Source organism: Streptomyces sp. NPDC031474, from assembly GCF_055581185.1.
In genome coordinates this window covers 161,089-183,703 of the sequence record NZ_JBVIJX010000021.1, presented here as the reverse complement: position 1 = coordinate 183,703, position 22,615 = coordinate 161,089, and the positions used below count along the sequence as shown (strand labels likewise).

Annotated in this window: 24 protein-coding genes, 1 pseudogene and 1 riboswitch; of the genes and pseudogenes, 16 read left to right on the top strand and 9 right to left on the bottom strand. The window is 70.5% G+C overall.

Annotated features, from left to right (window positions below; all coding sequences use genetic code 11):
• The first annotated feature begins 6 nt into the window (after positions 1–6).
• Positions 7–465, top strand: a complete 459-nt coding sequence (locus tag ACZ5SK_RS38145) for a MarR family winged helix-turn-helix transcriptional regulator (RefSeq protein WP_468577162.1) — start codon at positions 7–9, stop codon at positions 463–465.
• 231 nt (positions 466–696) lie between these two features.
• A complete protein-coding gene (locus tag ACZ5SK_RS38140) occupies positions 697–2,337 on the top strand; it encodes a DNA repair helicase XPB (protein WP_334578971.1) in 1,641 nt (546 codons plus the stop codon).
• A gap of 24 nt (positions 2,338–2,361) precedes the next feature.
• Here the strand turns inward: ACZ5SK_RS38140 and ACZ5SK_RS38135 are convergent, their stop codons facing one another.
• Positions 2,362–2,547 (bottom strand): hypothetical protein, encoded by a 186-nt coding sequence (locus ACZ5SK_RS38135; protein WP_361702212.1) that lies wholly within the window; start codon positions 2,545–2,547, stop codon positions 2,362–2,364.
• Positions 2,548–2,845: 298 nt separating this feature from the next.
• Here ACZ5SK_RS38135 and ACZ5SK_RS38130 point away from each other — a divergent pair, with 298 nt between their 5' ends.
• Positions 2,846–4,918: a HelD family protein gene (locus tag ACZ5SK_RS38130; protein ID WP_468158165.1), complete on the top strand. Its 2,073-nt coding sequence runs from the start codon at positions 2,846–2,848 to the stop codon at positions 4,916–4,918.
• 170 nt (positions 4,919–5,088) lie between these two features.
• On the opposite strand, the gene ACZ5SK_RS38125 is transcribed toward ACZ5SK_RS38130, so the two are convergent.
• Positions 5,089–5,790, bottom strand: coding sequence for a copper homeostasis protein CutC (locus ACZ5SK_RS38125; RefSeq protein ID WP_334578969.1), 702 nt, complete (start codon positions 5,788–5,790; stop codon positions 5,089–5,091).
• A gap of 168 nt (positions 5,791–5,958) precedes the next feature.
• Here ACZ5SK_RS38125 and ACZ5SK_RS38120 point away from each other — a divergent pair, with 168 nt between their 5' ends.
• Together ACZ5SK_RS38120 and ACZ5SK_RS38115 are read left to right on the top strand one after the other, a co-directional pair.
• Positions 5,959–6,609 (top strand): HD domain-containing protein, encoded by a 651-nt coding sequence (locus tag ACZ5SK_RS38120; protein ID WP_334578968.1) that lies wholly within the window; start codon positions 5,959–5,961, stop codon positions 6,607–6,609.
• A gap of 20 nt (positions 6,610–6,629) precedes the next feature.
• A pseudogene (locus ACZ5SK_RS38115) lies at positions 6,630–7,145 on the top strand (GNAT family N-acetyltransferase); the annotation flags it as partial.
• Here the strand turns inward: ACZ5SK_RS38115 and ACZ5SK_RS38110 are convergent.
• Both ACZ5SK_RS38110 and ACZ5SK_RS38105 read right to left on the bottom strand, forming a co-directional pair.
• Positions 7,135–7,413 (bottom strand): DUF4031 domain-containing protein, encoded by a 279-nt coding sequence (locus ACZ5SK_RS38110; RefSeq protein WP_079661507.1) that lies wholly within the window; start codon positions 7,411–7,413, stop codon positions 7,135–7,137. The pseudogene ACZ5SK_RS38115 and the gene ACZ5SK_RS38110 overlap by 11 nt on opposite strands.
• A gap of 7 nt (positions 7,414–7,420) precedes the next feature.
• Positions 7,421–7,816, bottom strand: a complete 396-nt coding sequence (locus ACZ5SK_RS38105) for a hypothetical protein (RefSeq protein WP_334578967.1) — start codon at positions 7,814–7,816, stop codon at positions 7,421–7,423.
• Between the two features lie 133 nt (positions 7,817–7,949).
• Here ACZ5SK_RS38105 and murQ point away from each other — a divergent pair, with 133 nt between their 5' ends.
• The 3 genes from murQ to ACZ5SK_RS38090 all read left to right on the top strand — a co-directional run bounded on the left by murQ (position 7,950) and on the right by ACZ5SK_RS38090 (position 11,092).
• Positions 7,950–8,873 carry an N-acetylmuramic acid 6-phosphate etherase gene (gene murQ, locus ACZ5SK_RS38100; protein ID WP_468158161.1) on the top strand — a complete coding sequence of 308 codons (924 nt, stop codon included), beginning with the start codon at positions 7,950–7,952 and terminating at the stop codon, positions 8,871–8,873.
• A gap of 16 nt (positions 8,874–8,889) precedes the next feature.
• Entirely contained in the window at positions 8,890–10,389 is a 1,500-nt protein-coding gene (locus ACZ5SK_RS38095; protein ID WP_468577159.1) for a PTS transporter subunit EIIC, read from the top strand.
• A 130-nt stretch (positions 10,390–10,519) separates the two neighbouring features.
• The gene (locus ACZ5SK_RS38090) at positions 10,520–11,092 is read left to right on the top strand and encodes a hypothetical protein (RefSeq protein WP_334578964.1); all 573 of its coding nucleotides are present in this window, start codon (positions 10,520–10,522) and stop codon (positions 11,090–11,092) included.
• 116 nt (positions 11,093–11,208) lie between these two features.
• On the opposite strand, the gene ACZ5SK_RS38085 is transcribed toward ACZ5SK_RS38090, so the two are convergent.
• Entirely contained in the window at positions 11,209–12,336 is a 1,128-nt protein-coding gene (locus tag ACZ5SK_RS38085; protein ID WP_334578963.1) for an NADH:flavin oxidoreductase, read from the bottom strand.
• 188 nt (positions 12,337–12,524) lie between these two features.
• Here ACZ5SK_RS38085 and ACZ5SK_RS38080 point away from each other — a divergent pair, with 188 nt between their 5' ends.
• From ACZ5SK_RS38080 to ACZ5SK_RS38050, 7 genes are all read left to right on the top strand, one after another.
• The gene (locus tag ACZ5SK_RS38080; RefSeq protein ID WP_334578962.1) at positions 12,525–13,178 is read left to right on the top strand and encodes a class I SAM-dependent methyltransferase; all 654 of its coding nucleotides are present in this window, start codon (positions 12,525–12,527) and stop codon (positions 13,176–13,178) included.
• A gap of 421 nt (positions 13,179–13,599) precedes the next feature.
• The gene (locus ACZ5SK_RS38075; RefSeq protein ID WP_334578961.1) at positions 13,600–14,439 is read left to right on the top strand and encodes a helix-turn-helix domain-containing protein; all 840 of its coding nucleotides are present in this window, start codon (positions 13,600–13,602) and stop codon (positions 14,437–14,439) included.
• Positions 14,423–14,629 (top strand): DUF397 domain-containing protein, encoded by a 207-nt coding sequence (locus ACZ5SK_RS38070; RefSeq protein WP_334578960.1) that lies wholly within the window; start codon positions 14,423–14,425, stop codon positions 14,627–14,629. Before ACZ5SK_RS38075 ends, ACZ5SK_RS38070 begins: the two co-directional genes overlap by 17 nt.
• Positions 14,630–14,906: 277 nt before the next feature.
• Positions 14,907–15,728, top strand: a complete 822-nt coding sequence (locus tag ACZ5SK_RS38065; RefSeq protein WP_334581280.1) for a hypothetical protein — start codon at positions 14,907–14,909, stop codon at positions 15,726–15,728.
• Positions 15,725–16,396 carry a Uma2 family endonuclease gene (locus ACZ5SK_RS38060; RefSeq protein ID WP_334578959.1) on the top strand — a complete coding sequence of 224 codons (672 nt, stop codon included), beginning with the start codon at positions 15,725–15,727 and terminating at the stop codon, positions 16,394–16,396. The genes ACZ5SK_RS38065 and ACZ5SK_RS38060 overlap by 4 nt, the downstream gene beginning before the upstream one ends.
• Positions 16,397–16,470: 74 nt before the next feature.
• Positions 16,471–16,746 carry a type II toxin-antitoxin system Phd/YefM family antitoxin gene (locus tag ACZ5SK_RS38055; protein WP_319340710.1) on the top strand — a complete coding sequence of 92 codons (276 nt, stop codon included), beginning with the start codon at positions 16,471–16,473 and terminating at the stop codon, positions 16,744–16,746.
• Complete coding sequence (locus ACZ5SK_RS38050) at positions 16,743–16,991, top strand: type II toxin-antitoxin system RelE family toxin (RefSeq protein ID WP_334578958.1); 249 nt, start codon at positions 16,743–16,745, stop codon at positions 16,989–16,991. The genes ACZ5SK_RS38055 and ACZ5SK_RS38050 overlap by 4 nt, the downstream gene beginning before the upstream one ends.
• A 79-nt stretch (positions 16,992–17,070) precedes the next feature.
• Here ACZ5SK_RS38050 and groL read toward each other — a convergent pair whose 3' ends face one another.
• The 4 genes from groL to thrC form a co-directional block, all read right to left on the bottom strand.
• Entirely contained in the window at positions 17,071–18,693 is a 1,623-nt protein-coding gene (gene groL / locus ACZ5SK_RS38045) for a chaperonin GroEL (RefSeq protein WP_334578957.1), read from the bottom strand.
• Positions 18,694–19,036: 343 nt separating this feature from the next.
• Positions 19,037–19,243, bottom strand: coding sequence for a cold-shock protein (locus ACZ5SK_RS38040; RefSeq protein WP_007493268.1), 207 nt, complete (start codon positions 19,241–19,243; stop codon positions 19,037–19,039).
• Positions 19,244–19,694: 451 nt separating this feature from the next.
• Positions 19,695–19,970, bottom strand: a complete 276-nt coding sequence (locus ACZ5SK_RS38035; protein WP_334578956.1) for a MoaD/ThiS family protein — start codon at positions 19,968–19,970, stop codon at positions 19,695–19,697.
• A gap of 69 nt (positions 19,971–20,039) precedes the next feature.
• On the bottom strand, positions 20,040–21,335 hold the full coding sequence (thrC, locus tag ACZ5SK_RS38030) for a threonine synthase (protein WP_334578955.1): 1,296 nt from the start codon (positions 21,333–21,335) through the stop codon (positions 20,040–20,042).
• 18 nt (positions 21,336–21,353) lie between these two features.
• A riboswitch (SAM riboswitch) is annotated at positions 21,354–21,511 on the bottom strand.
• Positions 21,512–21,641: 130 nt separating this feature from the next.
• Here thrC and ACZ5SK_RS38025 point away from each other — a divergent pair.
• Positions 21,642–22,586 (top strand): glucosyl-3-phosphoglycerate synthase, encoded by a 945-nt coding sequence (locus ACZ5SK_RS38025; protein ID WP_079661496.1) that lies wholly within the window; start codon positions 21,642–21,644, stop codon positions 22,584–22,586.
• Positions 22,587–22,615: the final 29 nt, after the last annotated feature.

The window sequence follows — 22,615 nt, the reverse complement described above, 5'->3', positions numbered from 1 at the left end:
CCTGACATGAGTCAAAACGGTGCCGGCATCGACCTGGACAAATCACTGGGCTACCTGCTGAAAGAGGCTTCGAGCGCCCTGCGCGCAGCCATGGAGGAGGTGCTGAAGCCGCTCGGCATGACCGTGACGCACTACTCCTGCCTCGAGCTGCTGGCTCAACGACCGGGCTTGTCGAACTCCGAGCTCGCGCGTGGCGCGTTCGTGACACGGCAGTCGATGAACGTGCTGCTCCAGACCCTGGAACGAGACGGCTACGTGACCAGGCCTGCGGAAGCGCCCGTCGGGAAGGCCCTTCCCGCGCGGCTCACGCCTCGCGGCCGTCGGAGCCTGGAGAAGGCGAGCGCAGCCGTCCGGTCCGTCGAGGTCAGAATGCTGGCCGGCCTGACCGAGACCGAGCAGTCGGGCGCGTTCCGGATCCTGCAGAGCATGATTCACTCCCTGCGCGCTGGCAACGACGGTGCGTAGCTCGACACCCGCATCCCGATGGTGCCGGACTCCGGCGGCCGGTCCACGCCCGCTCTCCGGCGCTCTGGAGAAGTCGTCTCGTCGGTTTCACGCGATAGGCGACCATGGATAGCGGCGCGCATCCCCGGCGCGCCGGCCGGAACGCTCTTTCGGCGCCGGGCACGGGGCATGGCCCGAGCCGTGGCAGGTGCGGTGTCTGTCACGCTGACGATCCGATCCGTGGAGGTATGCGTGTCCTGCCTAATCGTCCAATCCGACAAAACCCTGCTCCTGGAGGTCGACCACGAGCAGGCCGACGACTGCCGTCGGGCCATCGCGCCGTTCGCGGAGCTGGAGCGGGCGCCGGAACACATCCACACCTACCGGGTGACCCCGCTGGGCCTGTGGAACGCGCGGGCGGCCGGGCATGACGCCGAGCAGGTCGTGGACGCGCTCGTGCAGTACAGCCGCTATCCGGTGCCGCACGCGCTGCTGGTGGACATCGCCGAGACGATGGACCGTTACGGCCGGCTGACGCTGAGCAAGCACCCGGCGCACGGTCTGGTGCTGACGACCACCGACCGGCCGGTGCTGGAGGAGATCCTGCGCTCCAAGCGGGTCGCCCCGCTGATCGGCGCCCGGATCGACCCGGACACCGTGGTCGTGCACCCCTCCGAGCGCGGGCAGATCAAGCAGACGCTGCTGCGGCTGGGCTGGCCGGCCGAGGACCTCGCGGGGTACGTCGACGGCGAGGCGCACGCGATCGAGCTGGACGAGGACGGCTGGGCGCTGCGGCCCTACCAGAAGCAGGCGGTGGAGAACTTCTGGCATGGCGGGAGCGGCGTCGTCGTCCTGCCGTGCGGCGCGGGCAAGACCCTCGTCGGTGCCGGGGCGATGGCCCAGGCGAAGTCCACCACTCTCATCCTCGTCACGAACACGGTCTCGGCCCGGCAGTGGAAGCACGAGCTGGTGAAGCGGACGTCGCTGACCGAGGACGAGATCGGCGAGTACAGCGGGACGCGGAAGGAGATCCGGCCCGTCACCATCGCCACCTACCAGGTGCTGACGACCCGGCGGAAGGGCGTCTACCCGCACCTGGAGCTGTTCGACTCCCGGGACTGGGGGCTGATCCTCTACGACGAGGTGCATCTGCTGCCGGCGCCCGTCTTCAAGTTCACCGCGGACCTCCAGGCCCGCCGCCGCCTCGGCCTGACCGCGACGCTGGTCCGCGAGGACGGCCGCGAGTCGGACGTGTTCTCGCTGATCGGGCCGAAGCGGTTCGACGCGCCGTGGAAGGAGATCGAGGCGCAGGGTTACATCGCGCCCGCGGACTGTGTGGAGGTCCGGGTCAACCTGACCGACTCCGAGCGGCTGGCGTATGCGACGGCCGAGGCGGAGGAGAAGTACCGCTTCTGTGCGACGACCGCGACGAAGCGGAAGGTCACGGAGGCGATCGTGCGCCGGTTCGCCGGGCAGCAGATCCTGGTCATCGGCCAGTACATCGACCAGCTGGACGAGCTGGGCGAGCACCTGAACGCCCCTGTGATCAAGGGCGAGACCTCCAACGCCCAGCGCGAGAAGCTCTTCGACGCGTTCCGGGAGGGTGAGATCAGCGTGCTGGTCGTCTCGAAGGTCGCGAACTTCTCGATCGACCTGCCGGAGGCGACGGTCGCGATCCAGGTGTCGGGCACCTTCGGCTCCCGTCAGGAGGAGGCGCAGCGTCTGGGCCGCGTCCTGCGCCCGAAGGCGGACGGCCACCAGGCCCACTTCTACTCCGTCGTCGCCCGGGACACCATCGACCAGGACTTCGCGGCCCACCGCCAGCGCTTCCTGGCGGAACAGGGCTACGCCTACCGGATCATGGACGCGGACGAGCTGCTGGCGGAGAGCTGACGGCAGATCACCTGAAAGCGGGCGTCACTTACGGCGGACGCCCGCTTCCGCTCCGTACTCGCCGAGGATGATCACGTCGAAGGCGGCGCGCGCGAAGACCTTCACGGCGCGCAGGGCGTCGCCGAGACGGTGACGGTGGACGTCGACGTCGGACAGGGGGGTCGCGCCGGACGGGCGACCTGGGGCTGGGTTGAGGGTCGCTGCACTCATGTCTCCATGATGGGATCCGAGGCATAAAGGGGGCATCGGTCCCAGGTCCCCAGTTCTCGTACTACCTGAGTACGCCTGTGGGGGTGGAGCGTCCCCTGACGGGTGGAGGGCCGTCCCGTAGGGGTTGCGCGGGGGCGCTCGCGGGCGGCCGGAAAATCCGTTGGCACGCGCCTCCTCCGTTCACCTAGAATCTCCGCTCTTGCCCGCCTCCCTCAACCGGAGCGCGGCCGTCCGGACGGAAACCGGACGGCATCCCGCAGCCCGCAACCCCACGCCCAGCCGGCCCGGAGGCACCCCCTTGTCCACGCCGTCCACGTCCGCCCACGACGACGACCCCCTGGCCCGCGAGCGCGGCCACCTCGCCTCCTCCCGTGCCGCCCTGCGCGCCATGCGCGAGGACGTCGAGTCCCTCGACATCAGCGACGTCACCGCGAACTGGGTCAACGCCCAGATCCTGGAGCGGCAGATCGGGGAGCGCATCAAGGCGCTCGCCGACCTCAGCGACACCCCGCTGTTCTTCGGCCGCCTCGACTACCTGCACGCTCCGGGCGCGGAGCAGGCGGAGGGCGCGGAGGGGGAGCGGTTCTACATCGGGCGGCGGCATGTGCACGACCATGACGGCGACCCGATGGTCATCGACTGGCGTGCGCCGGTCTCGCAGCCGTTCTACCGGGCCTCGAAGAAGGATCCGATGGACGTCGGGCTGCGCCGCCGCTTCGGTTACACCCGCGGGGACATCACGGCGTACGAGGACGAGCATCTCTCCGACCCGTCCGAGGCGGCGGCCACCAGCAAGCTGCTCCAGCATGAGATCGAGCGGCCGCGTGTCGGCCCGATGCGGGACATCGTCGCCACGATCCAGCCCGAGCAGGACGAGATCGTCCGCAGCGGGCTGGGCGGCACGGTCTGTGTGCAGGGAGGCCCGGGCACCGGGAAGACGGCCGTCGGTCTGCACCGGGTCGCCTACCTCCTCTACGCCCACCGTGAACGGCTCGCCCGCACGGGCACGCTGGTCATCGGGCCGAACCGGTCCTTCCTGCACTACATCGAGCAGGTGCTGCCCGCCCTGGGCGAGTTGACGGTCCGCCAGGGCACGGTCGACGACCTGGTGGCCCATGTGGAGGTGCGCGGCACGGACGACGCGGCGGCCGCGGTCGTCAAGGGCGACGCGAGGATGGCGCAGGTGCTGCGCCGGGCGGTCTACTCGCACGTCGACATGCCGGCCGAGCCGGTCGTCGTGGTGCGCGGTTCGCGGCGCTGGCGGGTTCCGGCGTACGAACTTCAGGAGATGGTCCGGGAGTTGCTGGACCGGGACATCCGCTACGGCGCGGCCCGCGAGGCCCTCCCGCAGCGCATCGCGCATGCGGTGCTGGTGCAGATGGAACGCTCGGGCGAGGCCCCGGACGACCGGGTGCAGGACGCCGTGGCCCGCAACAGCGCGGTGAAGGCGGCCGTGAAGGCGGTCTGGCCGGCCGTCGACCCGGCGAAGCTCGTCCTGCGGCTGCTGTCCGACGCGGAGTTCCTCGCCACGCACGCCGAGGGTGTGCTCAGCGAGGACGAGCAGAAGACGATCCTCTGGGCGAAGCCCGTGCGATCGGTGAAGGCGGCCAAGTGGTCGGCGGCGGACGCGGTGCTGATCGACGAGACGACGGACCTCGTCGAACGCACGCACTCCCTCGGCCATGTCGTCCTGGACGAGGCGCAGGACCTGTCCCCCATGCAGTACCGGGCGGTCGGCCGCCGCTGCACGACGGGCTCGGCGACGGTGCTGGGCGACCTCGCGCAGGGCACCACCGCCTGGGCGACCCGGAGTTGGGAGGAGGCCCTCGGCCATCTCGGGAAGTCGGACGCGGTGATCGAGGAACTGACGGCCGGTTTCCGCGTCCCGACGGACGTCATCACCTACGCCTCCCGCCTCCTGCCGCACATCGCGCCGGGCCTCACCCCGGTCGCGTCGGTCCGCGAGAACCCCGGCTTCTTCGATCTCCGCCCGGTCTCCGGCACCGCCGAAGTCGTCGCGGCCTGCGAGGAGTTGCTGCGCAACGAGGGCTCCACGGGCCTGATCGCGGCCGACGCCCGCATCCCGGCCCTCACCGAAGCCCTCACGGCGGCCGGTCTCCCCCATCTCTCCCCCGGCGAGGAGACGACGGCGCAAACCCGCCTCACCCTGGTCCCGGCCTCCCTGGCCAAGGGCCTGGAGTACGACTACGTGGTCCTGGACGAACCCCAGGCGGTGGTCGACGCCGAACCGGACGAACGCACAGGTCTGCGACGCCTCTACGTGGCCCTGACCCGAGCGGTCTCGGGCCTGATCGTCACCCACACGGCACCCCTGCCGCCCCAGCTCTCCCAGGACCCGGGCTGCCCGTGACCGGGGTCGTCGACTAGGCCAACGCCGTCGTGTTCTCCCCGGACGGGGGCCGTCTCTTCATCGGCGACGGCGACGGCGACGGCGACCAGACCGTACGCGTCCCGCAACTGCGCTACGACCCACCGTGCGCCCGGCGCTGACGACCGCGGACCCGGCGGGGCCGGACCCGGTCAGGCCCCGTCCACCGCCCGTCGCCACGCCCGCACGGAGTCCGCCGACACCGGGCCCGACCAGCCCCTCGGGCGGGCCGCGCCGCCGATGTGGAAGGCGTCGACGCCGGCCGAGCGGAGGGTGGGGACGTGGTCGAGGCGGAGGCCGCCGCCGACGAGGAGGTGCTGCTCGTAGCCCTGTTCTCCGTGGCGGGACGCTTCGGCGAGGAGGGTGGACAGGCCCGTGTCGACGCCCGCCGCCGCGCCGGCCGTGAGGTAGGCGTCCAGGCCGGGCAGGCCGTCCAGCTGCTTGCGCAGGGCGTCGCGGTCGGCGGCGTGGTCGAGGGCGCGGTGGAAGGTCCAGCGGCAGCCGTCCAGCTCGGCGACGACCCTTTCCACAGCCGGCAGGTCCACCCCGCCCTCCGCGTCCAGGAACCCGAGGACGAACTCGTCCGCGCCCGCCGCCCGCAGCTCGCGGGCGACCCGCACGAGGCGGTCGACGTCCCCGGCGGTACCGGCCGCGAAGCCCGCGGACAGGCGCAGCATCACGCGCAGGGAGAGATCGACGGCGGCCCGGATCCCGGCGAAGGCCGCGACCGGCGGGGTGAGGCCGTCGGCGGCCATGTCGGTGACCAGCTCGAGGCGGTCCGCGCCTCCTGCCTGGGCGGCGAGCGCATCCTCGACGTCGAGGGCGATCACCTCCAGAACTGCACGCTTGCTCATGGGACCCCATTCGTCGGCGTTCGTCGAGCGCCATCGGACGTGACGGCTACAGGTCTAGTCCAATTGAGGATACGCCGTCGCGGCCCCCGGCCCACCCGGACCGGCCCACCCCGAACCGGCCCCCCGGACCCGCCCCCCGGGACCGGCCTGCCGCGCGACAATGAGGCCATGGCCGATCTCGATCTCGACGTCCTGCGCAGCCGCTTCAGTCACGCCCTGGAGAGAGCCAGGTCCCCCGTCGGCGGTCCCGACCCCGTGCTCTACGCCGACGATCTCCTCGCCCGCTGGCAGGAGCCGCAGCGCCGCTATCACACGCTCAGGCACCTCACGGCCGTCCTCGACCGCGTCGACGAGCTCCAGGCGCACGCCGACGACCCCGACGTCGTCCGGCTGGCCGCCTGGTTCCACGACGCCGTCTACCTGCCCGACCGCTCCGAGAACGAGGAGCGCTCCGCCCGGCTCGCCGAGCGCGCACTGCCCGAGGCCGGGGTGTCGCGGGAGCGGACCGCCGAGGTCGCGCGGCTCGTCCGGCTCACCGTCACCCACGACCCGGCCGACGACGACCGCGACGGCCAGGTCCTGTGCGACGCCGACCTCGCGATCCTCGCCGCGCCGCCGTCCGCGTACGCCGCCTACACCGCCGCCGTCCGCGAGGAGTACCACTTCGTCCCCAACGACGCCTTCCGCGCCGGACGGGCGGCGATCCTGCGCCAACTCCTCGACCTGCCCCGGCTGTTCAGGACGCCGTACGGGAGCGAGCGGTGGGAGGAGACGGCCCGCTACAACCTGCGGGGCGAGCTGGAGCTGCTCACCTCATGACCGCCCCCGCGCCCCCGCGCATCCCCGCCGCACGGCTCACCCTCGAAGGCGTCACCCCGTCCGCCGCCGCCGGACTGCGGGCGGGCGGCGGCGGGGGCTTCGTCTGGCTCGGCGGCGGCCCGTTCGAGGGCACGCGGGACGCCGCCGGAATGCTGGTGAAGGCGTATGTGAACGGCGTGCACCGACCCGAGTTCGGCCTCTACGTCCTCGTACGGCGCGAGGACGGCCGGGCCGTCGGCAGCATGGGCTTCCACGCCGCCCCCGACGAGGACGGCCGCACCGAGATCGGCTACGACCTGGTCGAGGCCGCCCGAGGCCACGGCTACGCGACGGAGGCGCTGCGCGCGCTGGCCGCCTGGGCGCTGGCGCGGGACGACGTACGACGCCTGTTCGCGGTCGTCGAGCACGCCAACACCGCCTCCCGGGCCGTACTCGAACGGGTCGGCTTCGCCCGGGTCGGCGGCGACGACGGCGACGGCGTGGGCGAGGAGGGCGAGGGCCAGTACGCGTACGAGCTCACGCGACTCAGGGCGTGACGGCGGGGCCGCCGCCCTTGCGTCTGCGCAGACCGGACGTCGTCAGCAGCCGGATCACCTCACGGCTGCTCACCTCCACCGCACCGGCCGCCACCACCTCGGCGTAACGATGGGACGGGATGTCGTAGTGGTCGCGTTCGAAGGCGCGCCGGGGGACGCCCAGCCCGTCGGCGAACGCCTGCAGTTCGGCGTACGAGACGTCGCTGACGAGGTGGGACCACATCCGGCCGTGGCCCGGCCAGTTCGGCGGGTCGATGTAGACGGTCACGAGAGCCTCACGAGGACGACACGCCTCCCGTGGCCGACCCCAGCGAACCCACCGACGCGACCTTCACGCCCGCCTTGTGGCACACCCAGTGCGGGTCCGGGCCGAGTTCCGGCTCGACGTCGAGGGCGTGCGGGTCGCCGGAGCCGCAGACCGGGCACAGCGGCCAGCGGCCGTGGCGTTCGAGCAGCGCGTCCTGCACGTCCTGCGCGACCAGCCCGGCCACGTACTGCGCGCCGTCCGGCCACTGCTCGACCCACCACCGCCGCTGCACGACGGACTCCTCGACCATCGACACGACGTCCGCCGCGGCGACCTCACCCGCGGCGAGATCGGCGAGCACGAGAGCACGTGCGGCGTGCAACGTCTGTTCCAGGGGACTGACGGGGTGGTCGATGGGATCCATGCCCCTATTGTGCGCACTCTTGACCACGCACCCCAAGGCCGTCCCCATGCTGTCGACCTGTCGTCCCCATGCCGTCGTCCCCATGCCGTCGTCCCCAAGCCGTCGTCCCCAAGCTTCGGAAAGAGCCAGCCCGATGAACTCACGTGATCTGCGCGCCGAACTCGACGTACTGACCACCGAAGGCTTCCGTCCCGAGCTCGCCGAGATCGATCTGCTGCCCACCCTCGATCTCGCCCGGCTCATGAACGGCGAGGACGCCGGCGTGCCCGGGGCCGTGGCCGCGCAGCTTCCGCGGATCGCCGCCGTCGTCGACGCCGTCGCCGAGCGGATGGGGCGTGGGGGGCGGCTGGTGTACGCCGGGGCGGGTACCGCCGGGCGGCTCGGGGTGCTGGACGCGTCGGAGTGTCCGCCGACGTTCAACACCGGGTCCGGGCAGGTCGTGGGGCTGATCGCGGGCGGGCCTGCGGCGATGGTGACGTCCGTCGAGGGGGCCGAGGACTCCCGGGAGCTCGCCGAGGCGGACCTCGCCGCGCTCTCCCTCACCCCGGACGACACCGTGGTCGGCGTCTCCGCCTCCGGCCGCACCCCGTACGCCGTGGGCGCGCTCGCCTACGCCCGGGCGCGGGGCGCGCTGACCGTCGCCCTGGCCTGCAACGCGGGCAGTGCGCTGGCCACCGCCGCCGAGCACCGGATCGAGGTGGTCGTGGGGCCCGAGCTGCTCACCGGCTCCACCCGGCTGAAGGCGGGCACGGCGCAGAAGCTGGTCCTCAACATGATCTCGACGATCACGATGATCCGGCTGGGCAAGACGTACGGGAACCTGATGGTCGACGTCCGCGCCTCGAACGAGAAGCTGCGCGCCCGTTCGCGGCGGATCGTGGCGCTGGCGACCGGCGCGGACGAAAGGGAGGTCGAAGCGGCCCTCGCGGCCGGCGACGGGCGGGTGAAGAACGCGATCCTGGTGCTGCTGGCCGGGGTGGACGGGCCGACGGCCGCCCGCCTTCTGGAGGAGTCCGGGGGACATCTGCGCGCGGCGCTCGCCGCCGCGAACGGCTGAGCCGCACGCTCGGAGAGTGCGCACCGACTCCTCCTCCTCAGCCTCCTCCCCAGCCTCCTCTCCGGCCGCCTCCACAGCCGCCGCGATCCTGCCGCTGGTCGGCGGCCCCGCGAACGTCGTCTCCGTCGCCCACTGCATGACCCGGCTGCGGCTGGGCCTCGCCGATCCGTCGCGGGCCGACGAGGAGGCGCTGCGGGCGGTGCCCGGGGTGCTGGGGGTCGTCGTGGACGACGCCTCGTACCAGGTGGTCCTCGGACCGGGCGCGGTGACGACGGTGACGGCCGCGTTCGAGAAACTGCTCGGCCCCCGCCCGGCCGACCCCTCAACCGACCCCTCAACCGACCCCTCGACCGACCCCTCGACCGCCGATGAACTGATCGCGCGGGGCGAGGAGTTGAGGGCGGCCCGGCGGCGGCGCAACGCGACCCCGCTGAAGACCGCCCTGCGCCGGCTGGCCGCCGTCTTCGTGCCGCTCATTCCCGCCCTCATCGGCTGCGGGATCCTCGCCGGCGTCAACGGGCTCCTCCTCAACGCCGGCTGGCTGCCGGGCCTCACGCCCGCGCTGACCGCGATCGCCTCCGGCTTCATGGCGCTGATCGCCGTCTTCGTCGGCCACCACACGGCGAAGGAGTTCGGCGGCACACCGATCCTGGGCGGCGCGGTCGCCGCGATCGTCGTCCACCCGGGAGTCGCGAAGGTGACGGCGTTCGGGGTGACGCTGGCCCCCGGCCAGGGCGGCGTCCTCGGCGCGCTGGCCGCCGCGCTGCTGGCGACACGCGTGGAGAAGTGGTGCCGCGGCCGCGTCCCGCAGACCCTCGACGTACTCCTCACCCCCACCGTGACGGTCCTCGTCGCCGGCCTCGGCACGCTGTACGGCCTGATGTACGCGGCCGGCGAGGTCTCCTCGGCCATCGGCACGGCCGCGAACTGGCTGCTCGCCACGACGGGCCCCTTCGCCGGCCTCGTCCTCGGCGGCCTCTTCCTGCCGCTGGTGATGCTCGGCCTCCACCAGGCCCTCATCCCCCTCCACACCACCCTCATCGCCCAGCAGGGCTACACCGTCCTGCTGCCCGTCCTGGCGATGGCGGGCGCGGGCCAGGTCGGCGCGGCGATGGCGGTGTACGTCCGGCTGCGCCACGACACGTCCATCCGGACGACGATCAGATCGGCGCTCCCGGCCGGACTGCTGGGCATCGGCGAACCCCTCGTCTACGGCGTCTCCCTCCCCCTCGGCCGCCCCTTCCTCACCGCCTGCGCGGGCGGCGCGGCCGGCGGAGCGTTCGTCGGCTTCTTCGCACTGCTCGGCGACAGGGTGGGCGCGACGGCGATCGGCCCGTCCGGCTGGGCCCTGTTCCCACTCCTCGCGGGCAACCGAGGGCTGGGCATCACAGCGGCGATCTACGCGGGCGGCCTACTGACGGGCTACGCGGTCGGCTTCGCGGCGACCTACGTCTTCGGCATCCCCGACCGCGCGCCCGCGCCCACCGCCGCTCCTTCTCCGACTGACAATGGTTGACTTGCTCCTCGGGCTGAAGCGGTAGCGGGTCCGGCTCGGTCCCCGGGCCCCCGCCCCTCCCGGAACCGCTCGCCCCTCCCGGAACCGCTCGCCCCTCGGGGAACCGTGGCCGCCCCCTACCCTTGGGGGCATGAACCACGCCCAGCTCGCCGCTCTCGGTCGCGCCCTCCGGCTGCTCGGGGAGCACGGCGAGGCCCTGAGCGCCGACACGCCCGATGCCCGGCTGCACGAGGTCAAGGCCGATCTGCGGCGCGCCCTGGAGCTGCTGGACGAGAGCGTCGTCGGCGCCACGCCCACCACCCGCTGCGCCGAGCATCCGAACGGTCCGGTCGACGAGACCGCCCCCGACCTGTGCCTGCTGTGCGAGACCCGCCGCCGGGCGGCCCGGCGCGCCGAGTACAACGGCCCCGCCCCGCAGGCCCCGTACACCCCGACCCCCTCCATCTCCCGTTACGGCACCCGCGCCGACCGCCCGCAGCCCCAGCAGCGCTGGCTGCCGGAGCTGTGGAACGGCCAGGAGTGGCACCTGTGCGGGACGCCGAGGCGGGACCGTCGCGAGGCCGAGCTGTACATCGCCGCCCTGCGCCGCGGCTCCCGGCCCGCGATGGCCTACCGGCTCGTGCACGAGTTCACCGACTACGAGGTCCTGCGCATCTGGGGCACCCCGGTGAAGGTCGACATCGAGCCGCTGGGCAACCTCTGAGATTGAGTTGAGCAAGCTAAGTTGCCCCCGTAGAGGCACGCGGACGCACGCGGGCCCCGAGCCGCAGCTCAGGGCCCGACTGGGCAAGGGCCGGGCAGGCCCCAGGACGGCTGGGCTCAGCTGAGAGTCTTCAGCGCCGCCGCGTCGTAGGGCTTCAGCTCGTCGAGACGACCGTCGAGGACCTTGGCGGCCCACTCCGGGTCCTGCAGCAGCGCCCGCCCGACGGCCACCATGTCGAACTCGTCGCGCTCCAAGCGGTCGAGGAGGTCGTCGAGGCTCTTGAGCGGGGCGCCCTCGCCCGCGAACCCACGCAGGAAGTCCCCGTCGAGGCCGACCGAGCCGACGGTGATGACGGGCTTGCCGGTGAGCTTCTTCGTCCAGCCCGCGAGGTTGAGGTCGGAGCCGTCGAACTCCGGGAGCCAGTAGCGGCGGGTGGAGGCGTGGAAGGCGTCGACACCGGCGGCGGCCAGCGGCGCCAGGACGGCGTCCAGCTCCTCCGGGGTCTCGGCGAGCCGCGCGTCGTACGCCTCCGACTTCCACTGCGAGTAGCGGAAGATGATCGGGAACTCGGCGGAGACGGTCTCCCGGACGGCCGCGACGACCTCGGCGGCGAACTTCGTACGGGCCACGAGATCGCCGCCGTAGGCGTCGGTGCGACGGTTGGTGCCGGCCCACAGGAACTGGTCGAGCAGATAGCCGTGGGCGCCGTGGAGCTCGACGCCGTCGAAGCCGATGCGCTCCGCGGCCGCGGCCGCCTCGGCGAACGCGCCGATGACGTCGTCCAGGTCCCGCTGGGTCATCGCCTTGCCGGCGCCCTCGGTACCGTCCAGACGCAGTCCGGACGGACCGACGGCCGGAGCGTCCGCGTACGGCGGCTCACCCTGGTTGCGCACCATCCCGATGTGCCACAGCTGCGGCACGATCTTCCCGCCGCCCGCGTGCACGGCCTCGGCGACCTTCGCCCACCCCGCCAGCTGCTCCGCGCCGTGGAACCGCGGCACCCGGTCGCTCTGCCCGGCGGACTCGTGCCCGACGGTCGTCCCCTCGGTGACGATGAGCCCGACACCGGCGGCGGCGCGGCGGGCGTAGTACGACGCGACGTCCTCGCCCGGGATGCCGTCCGGCGAGAACATGCGCGTCATGGGCGCCATCGCGATGCGGTTCGAGACGGTCAGTCCGTTGATGGACACCGGCCGGGAGAGGATCTCGGCGGCGCGGGACGGGACGGGCTGGGTGACGCTCACGTTGGCTGTCTCCTCGTGACGATGGACCGGGGACCGGTGGACCGGTGGACCTTTGACCAGCGGGTATGTGCACATGCATACAGTGCCCGCCAACGACAACTCCCCCAGCGTCCGCGCCATTCCGGCCGCACCCCGAAACCCCCTGTGATCCCGACCACGCGCACCGAACCGCAGCCGAGAATGTACGCATGCCAAAGCCCCGGCCGGTCCCGCTGGAAGAGTCCTCCGTCGTCGCGAACAACACGATGAACCGCGAACGCGGACTCACCGGCGTGAACAGCTACGCCCGAGAACTGGGCGTCGACCTCCTGTCCGACCTGGCGCACCGCCCCGCCCCCTCCTGGCTGGACCTCTGCAGCGGCGAGGGCCGCGCCCTGCGGGAGGCCGCCCCCGCCCTGCCCGCCGACACGGTCCTCACCGCCGTCGACCTGGTGGGCCCGCTCGTCCCGCGTCCGGCCCCGCCCGTCCTGGAGGAGATCGTCGCCTCCGTCTCGACCTGGACCCCGAGCCGAACGTACGACCTGATCACCTGCGTCCACGGCCTGCACTACGTAGGCGACCAACTCGGCCTGCTCACCCGGGCCGCGTCCTGGCTGACCGAGGACGGCCTGCTCCTCGCCAACTTCGACCCCGACTCGATCCGCCGCTCCGACGGCTCGCCAGCCGGACGGGCGGCCGTGACCGCCCTACGAGCAGCGGGATTCGCCTACGACCCCCGACGTCACCTGCTCACTCTCCGAGGCGGCCGAACCGTCGAACTCCCCTTCACCTACGTCGGCGCCGACCCCGACGCCGGCCCCAACTACACAGGCCAGCCCGCCGTCGCCTCCCACTACGTCTGAGAGCCGGGCACCCCGGTTCAGCGAGCGCACCCGCTCCCGCAGAGGGTCGGCGGCGGACACCTCGCCGGGTTCCTCCAGCCCTCGGCGTCCCCACAGGGCGTCGGCGAGCTGCGAAGCCACGACGAAGTTGCAACGGCCCAGGTCGACCAGGGCGAACCGGTCGTCCCGCACGGCCGAGACCGGGTCGAGCCGCAAGGACGGAAGGCGGATTCCCGCGTCCCGCAGGGCGGCTCGCAACCGCTCCAGAGCCTCGGGGGCATTGCGGGCGGCCCGCTGCTCCTCGGCCGCCGTCTCTGTCGTCTCCATGGGGCTACCCCTCCACGCTGAGTGTTCGAGTTCTACACACAGCGTGGCCACCCCACCCCTAACCTGGCCAGATACGGCGCTCCAACAACCGCGTCTGTAGGACCAGGAGGCACCCATGCCAGGACCGAAGGACCTCGACCCGTCGTCGTCGCCGCGAGCCTTGCTGGGCGCCGAGTTACGTCATGTTCGCGAGCGGAAGGGACTGAGCCAGGAGCAGTTGGGCCAGCGACTGTTCGTGAGCGGGTCGTTCATCGGACAGTTGGAGGCGGGTACGCGGCGGTTGCAGCCGGAGTACGCGGCGATGCTGGACGAAGTCCTGGAGACGGGTGGCTTCTTCAAGCGGAACTGCAAGGCGGCGGCCAAGTCGAAGTACCTCGATGATTTCGCGGAGGCGGCTGAGGCCGAGACCCAGGCCACGGCGATCAGGCAGTACGCGCCGCTCCTCATCCCCGGACTGCTCCAGACGCCCGCGTACGCCCGGGCCGTGAACCGCGCGTACGACCCGACGGCACCGGAAGAAGCCATCGAGGAGTGGACGGAAGGCCGGATGGCGCGGACCCACCTACTCGACCATCCAACAAAGCCGTTGTTGTGGACAGTGCTTGACGAAGCCGCGTTGCGCCGCGAGGCAGGCGGCCAAGCGGTGATGGCGGAGGCCCTGCGCCATATCACCAACCTGGTCCGCCGGAACCGGGTCATCGTGCAGGTGCTGCAGCTCAGCGCGGGAGCGCATGCAGCGATGGGTGGCGCCCTCAAGTTGATGGAGTTCGAGGACGCCCCTCCGCTGGTCTACTACGAGGGGGCGCGCACCGGGCGACTGGATGACGACCCAGCCACTGTCGCCCAAATGAGGTTCGTATTCGACCTCCTTGTGGCCTCCGCGCTCTCACAGGAGAGGTCCCTGGCCCTGATCGAGAGGTTGGCGCAGGATTACGCCCATGAGGAACATCCCTGAGTTCGACCTGAGCACGGTCGTATGGATCAAGTCCAGCTACAGCGCCGGGGGCGGCAATGACTGCCTCGAAGTAGCCCCCGGCCACCCCACCCTCGTCCCCGTCCGTGACTCCAAGGCACCCCTCGGCCCGAAGCTCGCGTTCCGGGCGGAGGCATGGTCGGCGTTCGTCGAAAACCTCAAGGACAGCTGACCCGCGCCCGCCCCGAAGCTCAAGCGTCCAGCGTCGAGCCCTCTTTGCAAGGAACGGGTGGAGGGCCTCAACCCACCCTCCCACCCGGCGAGTTGACGCGGAGCGACTGACTTGCCACGGAAGGTCACCACGCTCTAGCGTGCGCATAACGAACAGCCCCCGCCCGGTGCTACCAACACCGACGGGGGCTTGACCTACAAGATCGAATGAGAGTCGATCCGTGGCTGACGCCAAGCTTAGTGCTGCCTCCCTGCCCGCGCACGCGGACCCGCACCCGATGGCCAATCCGGGTTACGGAAAGCGCGCCGCCCCGGGACAACTCCCCCGCACCAACCACGACTTCGCGCACCTTCCGCCCCGCGAGGCGGCCATCGCCGCGTACGTCGACCGGTTGCCCGACGGCACCGACATCTCCGTGAAGACGCTGGCCAAGCAGCTCCCGTACGGACAGTGCGCCCTCCGCACAGCCCTCAACCGCATCCAGCAGGCCGGGCATCTCAGGCGGGGCCGGGAACGGATGGAGACCGCCTCGGGCGAGTCCCGCTGGATCACCCGAACGTGGTTCACCCGCACCGCGCGCGACGACGGCTGGTGGGCGACGTTCACACGAGGCGGCGTACCGGAAGACGCGCCGGACCCCGAACCAGCCCGGCCCGCCACCCGCTCCCGCGCCCACATCCTCCTCGCCGCCCTCGGCCGCACAGCCCCCGCTCTGTCCCTGTCGGCCCGCGACTGTGCCGCGCTCGCTCCGCTAGTGGAGGAGTGGTTCGCGCGAGGAGCCACGGAGGAGACGCTCCTCGCCGCCCTGACCGCAGGCCTGCCCAGCCCGGTCCACAGCCCCGCCGCCCTCCTCCACCGCCGCCTCACGGACAAACTCCCCCCGGCACCACCGCCCCCGCGCCCGCCCCACCGGATGCTCGAGTGCGCGGAGTGCAGGGTCCCCGGCCGCCCCGAGGCCCTGCCGGGCGGCGTATGCAGCGGCTGCCGGGGCGAACACGCCCCCGCGCGCCCTGCCACACCCCTGCCCGCCCCGGCGATCCATGCCCTCGCCGATGAGATCCGTGCCGCAATGTCCCTGCACCGAGAGACGACGCCATGACTCCAGAGATCCCAGGACGCCCGCAGCTGCCCATCGAGGACTTCGAGGAACTCGCCGAGGCGGCCCCGGCGCATGTTCGGCTCGAATTCGTCGACGGCCGCGTCCGCACCAAGGATCCGCTCACTGTGGAGGACTTCGAGGAGCTGGAACTCCGGGCACCCGAAACCGTGCAACTGGAGTACGTCAACGGAAAACTCGAGGTCAAGGCCCTCCGAGACGGCAACCACAGTTCGATCTTCATGTGGCTGCTCCGGTGGCTCGTACAGAAGCGACCCGACCTTGCTCTCTACCCCAGCACCGGTCTCAAGACCGAGGCGGACCACAAGGGTCGGAGCCGCTGTGACGGCACCGTCGCCCGCCGAGGCCACTTCAAAGGACATGGCGAATGGTCCGACCCGTCCGGCATCCTGATGGCCGTCGAGATCACATCGCGCTGTCGCGACACCAACCAGCGCTGCCGTATCGACAAACCATTCGGCTACGCAGCCGTGGGAATCCCCATCTATCTGCTGGTTGATCGCGACAGCCTCACGCTTACGGTCTTCAGCGAACCCGAGGACGGCCGCTACCAGCGGTCCCCCTCCTACCCCTGGGGGTCGACCGTCGAACTCCCGTCGCCGCTGAGCATGACCCTCGATACCGAGCCACTCGGGCAGTACGCCGGGTGATCATCCGACCTGACCGCCGAAGGCGCAGCCATATGCACACAGCGCACACACCCGCGAGTCTGTACAGTTTGGCCATGGAGACGTATCCGCTGGTGGAAGCCCGTAATCAACTTGGTCAACTGGTCGGCCGGGTTCGCCACGGCCACGAGCACATCCTGATCACCGAATACGGCAAGCCCGCCGCCGCGCTCATCCCGATAAGCGAGCTGGAAGAACTGCAGCGGCTGCGCGACGAGGCGGACATCGCCGAAGTGCGAGCCCGCGAGACGACTCCGTCCGGCCCGCCCATGGCACACGACGAGTTCATGGCCCAGCTGGAGGCAGAAGACCGCCGCGAGGCCGCTTCGTGACCTACGCGGTGGTGTGGGAAAACCACGCCATGAACGAGTTCCGACGGCTCCGCACGGTCGACCCCGTGGGTGCGAAGGCGACCGCTGCGGCGGTGCGCGCCCTCGCCGACGATCCGCGGCCGGAGGAAGCCCGCGCCTTGGGCGACTCCGGCTACTTCCGGTTGCGCGTCGGGACATGGAGGGTGCTGTACCGGCCGGACGGCGTAACCGTCACCGTGTACGTGCTGAAAGTCGGCCGCACATGACCGAAGGGCGGTACCCCCAGCCGTAGCTGGGAGTACCGCCCTCGGTCCGAAGGACAGTCGATCAACCGGAACCGGTCGATCAGAAGTCCATGTCACCGCCCGGCATGCCGCCGCCGGCCGGCGCGGCGGCCTTCTCCGGCTTGTCGGCGATGACGGCCTCGGTGGTGAGGAACAGCGCGGCGATGGAGGCGGCGTTCTGCAGGGCAGAACGGGTCACCTTCGCCGGGTCGATGATGCCCTCGGCGATCATGTCGACGTACTCACCGGTCGCGGCGTTCAGGCCGTGGCCGATGGGAAGGTTGCGGACCTTCTCCACGACGACGCCACCCTCGAGACCACCGTTGACGGCGATCTGCTTGAGCGGGGCCTCCAGCGCGATGCGCACGGCGTTGGCGCCGGTCGCCTCGTCACCCTCGAGGTCGAGCTTCTCGAAGACGCTGGACGCCTGGATGAGCGCGACGCCGCCACCGGCGACGATGCCCTCCTCGACGGCGGCCTTCGCGTTGCGGACGGCGTCCTCGATGCGGTGCTTGCGCTCCTTGAGCTCCACCTCGGTGGCGGCGCCGGCCTTGATGACCGCGACACCGCCGGCGAGCTTCGCCAGGCGCTCCTGCAGCTTCTCGCGGTCGTAGTCCGAGTCGCTGTTCTCGATCTCGGCGCGGATCTGGTTGACCCGACCGGCGACCTGGTCCGAGGAGCCGGAGCCGTCGACGATGGTCGTCTCGTCCTTGGTGATGACGACCTTGCGGGCCTTGCCCAGGAGGTCCAGGGAGGTGTTCTCGAGCTTGAGACCGACCTCCTCGGAGATGACCTCGCCACCGGTGAGGATGGCGATGTCGTTCAGCATCGCCTTGCGGCGGTCGCCGAAGCCCGGGGCCTTGACCGCGACGGACTTGAAGGTGCCGCGGATCTTGTTGACGACCAGGGTCGACAGGGCCTCGCCCTCGACGTCCTCGGCGATGATCAGCAGCGGCTTGCCCGACTGCATGACCTTCTCCAGGAGCGGGAGCAGGTCCTTGACGTTCGCGATCTTGGAGTTCGCGATCAGGATGTACGGGTCGTCGAGGACGGCCTCCATACGCTCCATGTCGGTGGCGAAGTACGCCGAGATGTAGCCCTTGTCGAAGCGCATGCCCTCGGTGAGCTCAAGCTCCAGACCGAAGGTCTGGGACTCCTCGACGGTGATGACGCCTTCCTTGCCGACCTTGTCCATCGCCTCGGCGATGAGCTCGCCGATCTGGGTGTCGGCGGCGGAGATGGAGGCCGTGGAAGCGATCTGCTCCTTGGTCTCGACATCCTTAGCCTGCTCCAGCAGGGCGCCCGAGACGGCCTCGACGGCCTTCTCGATGCCACGCTTGAGGGCCATCGGGTTGGCGCCGGCGGCTACGTTGCGCAGGCCTTCCTTGACCAGGGCCTGGGCGAGAACGGTCGCCGTGGTCGTACCGTCACCGGCGACGTCGTCCGTCTTCTTGGCGACTTCCTTGACCAGCTCGGCGCCGATCTTCTCGTACGGGTCCTCGAGCTCGATCTCCTTGGCGATGGAGACACCATCGTTGGTGATCGTGGGGGCGCCCCACTTCTTCTCGAGGACGACGTTGCGGCCCTTGGGGCCGAGCGTCACCTTCACGGCGTCCGCGAGCTGGTTCATGCCGCGCTCGAGGCCGCGCCGTGCCTCCTCGTCGAACGCGATGATCTTGGCCATGTGAAGTGGTCCTCCCGGACTGGGGTGGATTGCTCCGGACCGCGCTGGCGCCCGCGACGGACGGCTCGCCGGCCTCGTGGTTCCTTGCCCCACCTGGCCTGCGGGCCTCACCGACCCGGTCCTCGTTGTCACTCTCACCTTCAGAGTGCTAACGCCAATGATTAGCACTCGGCATGCGAGAGTGCAAGGTGCACCCGCGAAGCGGGCCCGTCGAGGGGTGGTGGTCGGCGACGGGTGAGGACCCGGACACGACCGCCGGACACGCCCGAAGGGCTCGTACCCCCAGGAGGTACGAGCCCTTCGATGACGTACAGAAGAACGACGCTGTCAGTCGGCGCGTGCTTCAGCCGGTCGCGAGACGGACCATGTCCGCCTGCGGCCCCTTCTGGCCCTGCGAGATCTCGAAATCGACCCGCTGACCCTCTTCCAGGGTGCGGTAGCCGTCCATCTGAATCGCGCTGTAGTGGACGAAAACATCCGCACCACCGTCGACCGCGATGAAGCCGTACCCCTTCTCCGCGTTGAACCACTTGACGGTGCCCTGAGCCATGCCTAACTCCCCTATTACTGGCCCTTGCACAGATCCACACTTCGCGGATCCGGGTCAGACCTCACCCCCCATTGGTTGGGGGCGTGCGCCGGAACGCGTCGACCGCGGCTGAATGTATCTGTCCAACTGCCGTCTGCAACAGGTCACTCGGACGAGAATTCTGGACGCGCGGGATCCGGAATGTGGCGAGACTTCGCCAGAATTCAGGGCAAGTCGGGCCCTACAAAAGCCACAAAAGCCACGAATGAGACGCGCACTTTGGCTGCTTCTCATCGGGCACGGGGCAGAAATGAAAGGCTCCGGATCCATTGATCGGGACCCGGTTCCCCAACTGTACCGCGCTCAACCACACTGAATTGCCCCCTCCGCTTCTATCGCGGAGAGGGCAATTCGATGAACGCTCGGTAATCACTGTTACCGACGGTTACTACCGACGGGTACTGACCGACGGTCAGCCACCGGCGACGGCCGGGATGATCGAGACGCCGGCGCCGTCCGGGGTCGCCGTCTCCAGGCCCTGCTCGAAGCGGACGTCGTCATCGTTCACGTACACGTTGACGAACCGCCGCAGCTTGCCCTGGTCGTCCAGAACCCGAGCGGCGATCCCGGTGTGGTTCTTCTCCAGGTCCGCGATGACCTCGCCGAGGGTCGAGCCCTCGGCCAGGACCTCGGCCGCGCCACCGGTGTAGGTACGCAGGATGGTGGGGATGCGGACGTTGACGCTCATGACTGATGACCTCCGGTCGGGTACGGGCTTTCAGGGGCGCGGGCGGCCCGCAGACGAACAACAAGCTGCTTACGCGAGACCAGCTTCGCGGAACGACTCCAGGTTGGGACGGATCGTCGCCGTGAGGCCCGTCCCCGCCACCGCGTCCAGCGTCTTCAGACCATCACCCGTGTTCAGCACGACAGTGGTCAGCGTCGGGTCCAGCAGCCCGTTCTCGATCAGCTTCCGCGTCACCCCGACGGTCACCCCGCCGGCGGTCTCCGCGAAGATCCCCTCGGTCCGGGCGAGCAGCCGGATCGCGTCGACGATCTGCTCGTCGTCGACGTCCTCCACCGCCCCGCCCGTCCGCCGGGCGATGTCGAGGACGTAGGGACCGTCCGCCGGGTTGCCGATCGCCAGCGACTTGGCGATGGTGTTCGGCTTCTGCGGCCGGACCACGTCATGCCCCGCCTTGTACGCGACGGACACCGGGCTGCACCCCTCCGCCTGCGCGCCGAAGATCTTGTACGGCCTGTCCTCGACGAGGCCGAGCTTGATCAGCTCCTGCAGACCCTTGTCGATCTTCGTGAGCTGCGAGCCCGAGGCGATCGGCACGACCAGCTGGTCCGGCAGCCGCCACCCGAGCTGCTCGCAGATCTCATAGGCCAGCGTCTTGGAACCCTCGGCGTAGTACGGCCGCAGGTTGACGTTGACGAAGCCCCAGCCCTCGCCCGCCGGGTCGCCGATGAGCTCGGAGCAGAAGCGGTTGACGTCGTCGTAGTTGCCCTCGATGCCGACGAGCTCGCCGCCGTAGATCGCGGCCATGACGATCTTGCCCTGCTCCAGGTCGTGCGGGATGAACACGCAGGAGCGGAAGCCGGCGCGGGCGGCGGCCGCGCCGACGGCGCCGGCCAGGTTGCCCGTGGAGGAGCAGGACAGGGTCGTGAAGTCGAAGGCGCGGGCCGCCTCGATGGCCTGGGCGACGACGCGGTCCTTGAAGGAGTGCGTCGGGTTGCCGGAGTCGTCCTTGACGAACAGCTTGCCGGCGTCGACGCCCAGCTCACGGGCGAGGTTGTCGGCCTTGACGAGCTTGGTCCAGCCCGGGTTGATGTTCGGCTTGTCCGCCACGTCGGCCGGGACGGGCAGCAGCGGCGCGTAGCGCCAGATGTTCGCGGGTCCCGCCTCGATGCGCTTGCGGAGCTCCTCCGTGTCGTAGGAGGAGAAGTCGTAGGCGATCTCGAGGGGGCCGAAACACTCTTCGCAGGCGAAGACCGGGCCGAGGGGCACGCGGTGACCGCACTCGCGGCAGCTCAGCGCCGTGGCGGGACCGAGGTCTACAGTGGATTCGATGCTGTCCGTGGTGCTTGCAACAGTCTGCGCAGCCATGTGAGGCGAGGCCCTTTCTCCTCATCTTCCTCACGACGCATCTCGTCGTGAGACGGATTTGGCACCTTCCCAAGCCGGGAGCCTCGCGGAACGATCAACAGTGATCGGTAACGAGACCGGCTGGAGGGTTGCCGGGGCTTCATCGGGCCGTATCCCTCTGCCCCTCTGGATGAGCGGTATTCGGTTGTGGACGCCCGTGACCCCCGACATGCGATGGTCACCAGCGTTGTTCAAGACTGTAACCGAAGGCCAGGACAGTTGAGATAGTCGTCCGAACCGCGAGACAACCGTGAGGAGCCGCAGACTGTGCTGGAAGAAGTCGAGCGCTGGCTGAGCACCCGCTCCTGGTCCGTGGCCGATCGCCCGCTGCACCGGATCCTGGCCGCGAAGCGGACCACGAACCAGTCGGTGTCGGTGGTGCTGCCCGCGCTGAACGAGGAGGAGACGGTCGGGGACATCGTCGCCGTCATCCGTCACGATCTCATGCACCAGGTTCCGCTCGTCGACGAGATCGTCGTCGTCGACTCGGGATCGACCGACCGTACGGCCGAGGTCGCGGCGGCGGCGGGCGCGCGGGTCGTGCACCGCGACGCGATCCTGCCCCGCATCCCCGCCGTGCCCGGCAAGGGCGAGGTGCTGTGGCGCTCGCTGCTGGTCACCACCGGGGACATCGTCTGTTTCATCGACGCCGACCTCAGGGAGTTCTCCTCCGACTTCGTCTCGGGGATCGTCGGCCCGCTGCTCACCGACCCGGACGTGGATCTCGTCAAGGGCATGTACGACCGTCCGCTCCGCGGTGCGGCCGGCCAGGGCGGAAGGGTCACCGAGCTGATGGCCCGCCCGCTGCTCAACATGCACTGGCCGCAGCTGGCCGGGTTCGTGCAGCCGCTCGGCGGCGAGTACGCGGCCCGGCGCAGCCTGCTGGAGCAGCTGCCCTTCCCCGTCGGCTACGGCGTGGAGCTGGGCATGCTGGTCGACGCCCTGCACCTGGTGGGGCTAGACGCCCTCGCACAGGTGGACGTGGGGGTGCGAAAGCACCGCCACCAGGACGGGCAGGCCCTGGGCCGGATGGCGGCGGCGATCTACCGCACGGCGCAGCTGCGGCTGGCCCGCGGGCACATGATCCGCCCGGCCCTCACCCAGTTCGAGCGGAGCGGGGACGGCTTCGAGCCCCGCACCTACTCCGTGGACACCGAGGAACGGCCGCCGATGGCGGAGATCGTCGAGTACGCGACCCGCAAGGTCGCGTGAGCCAGTCGCGCAACAGGCGTAACACCGCG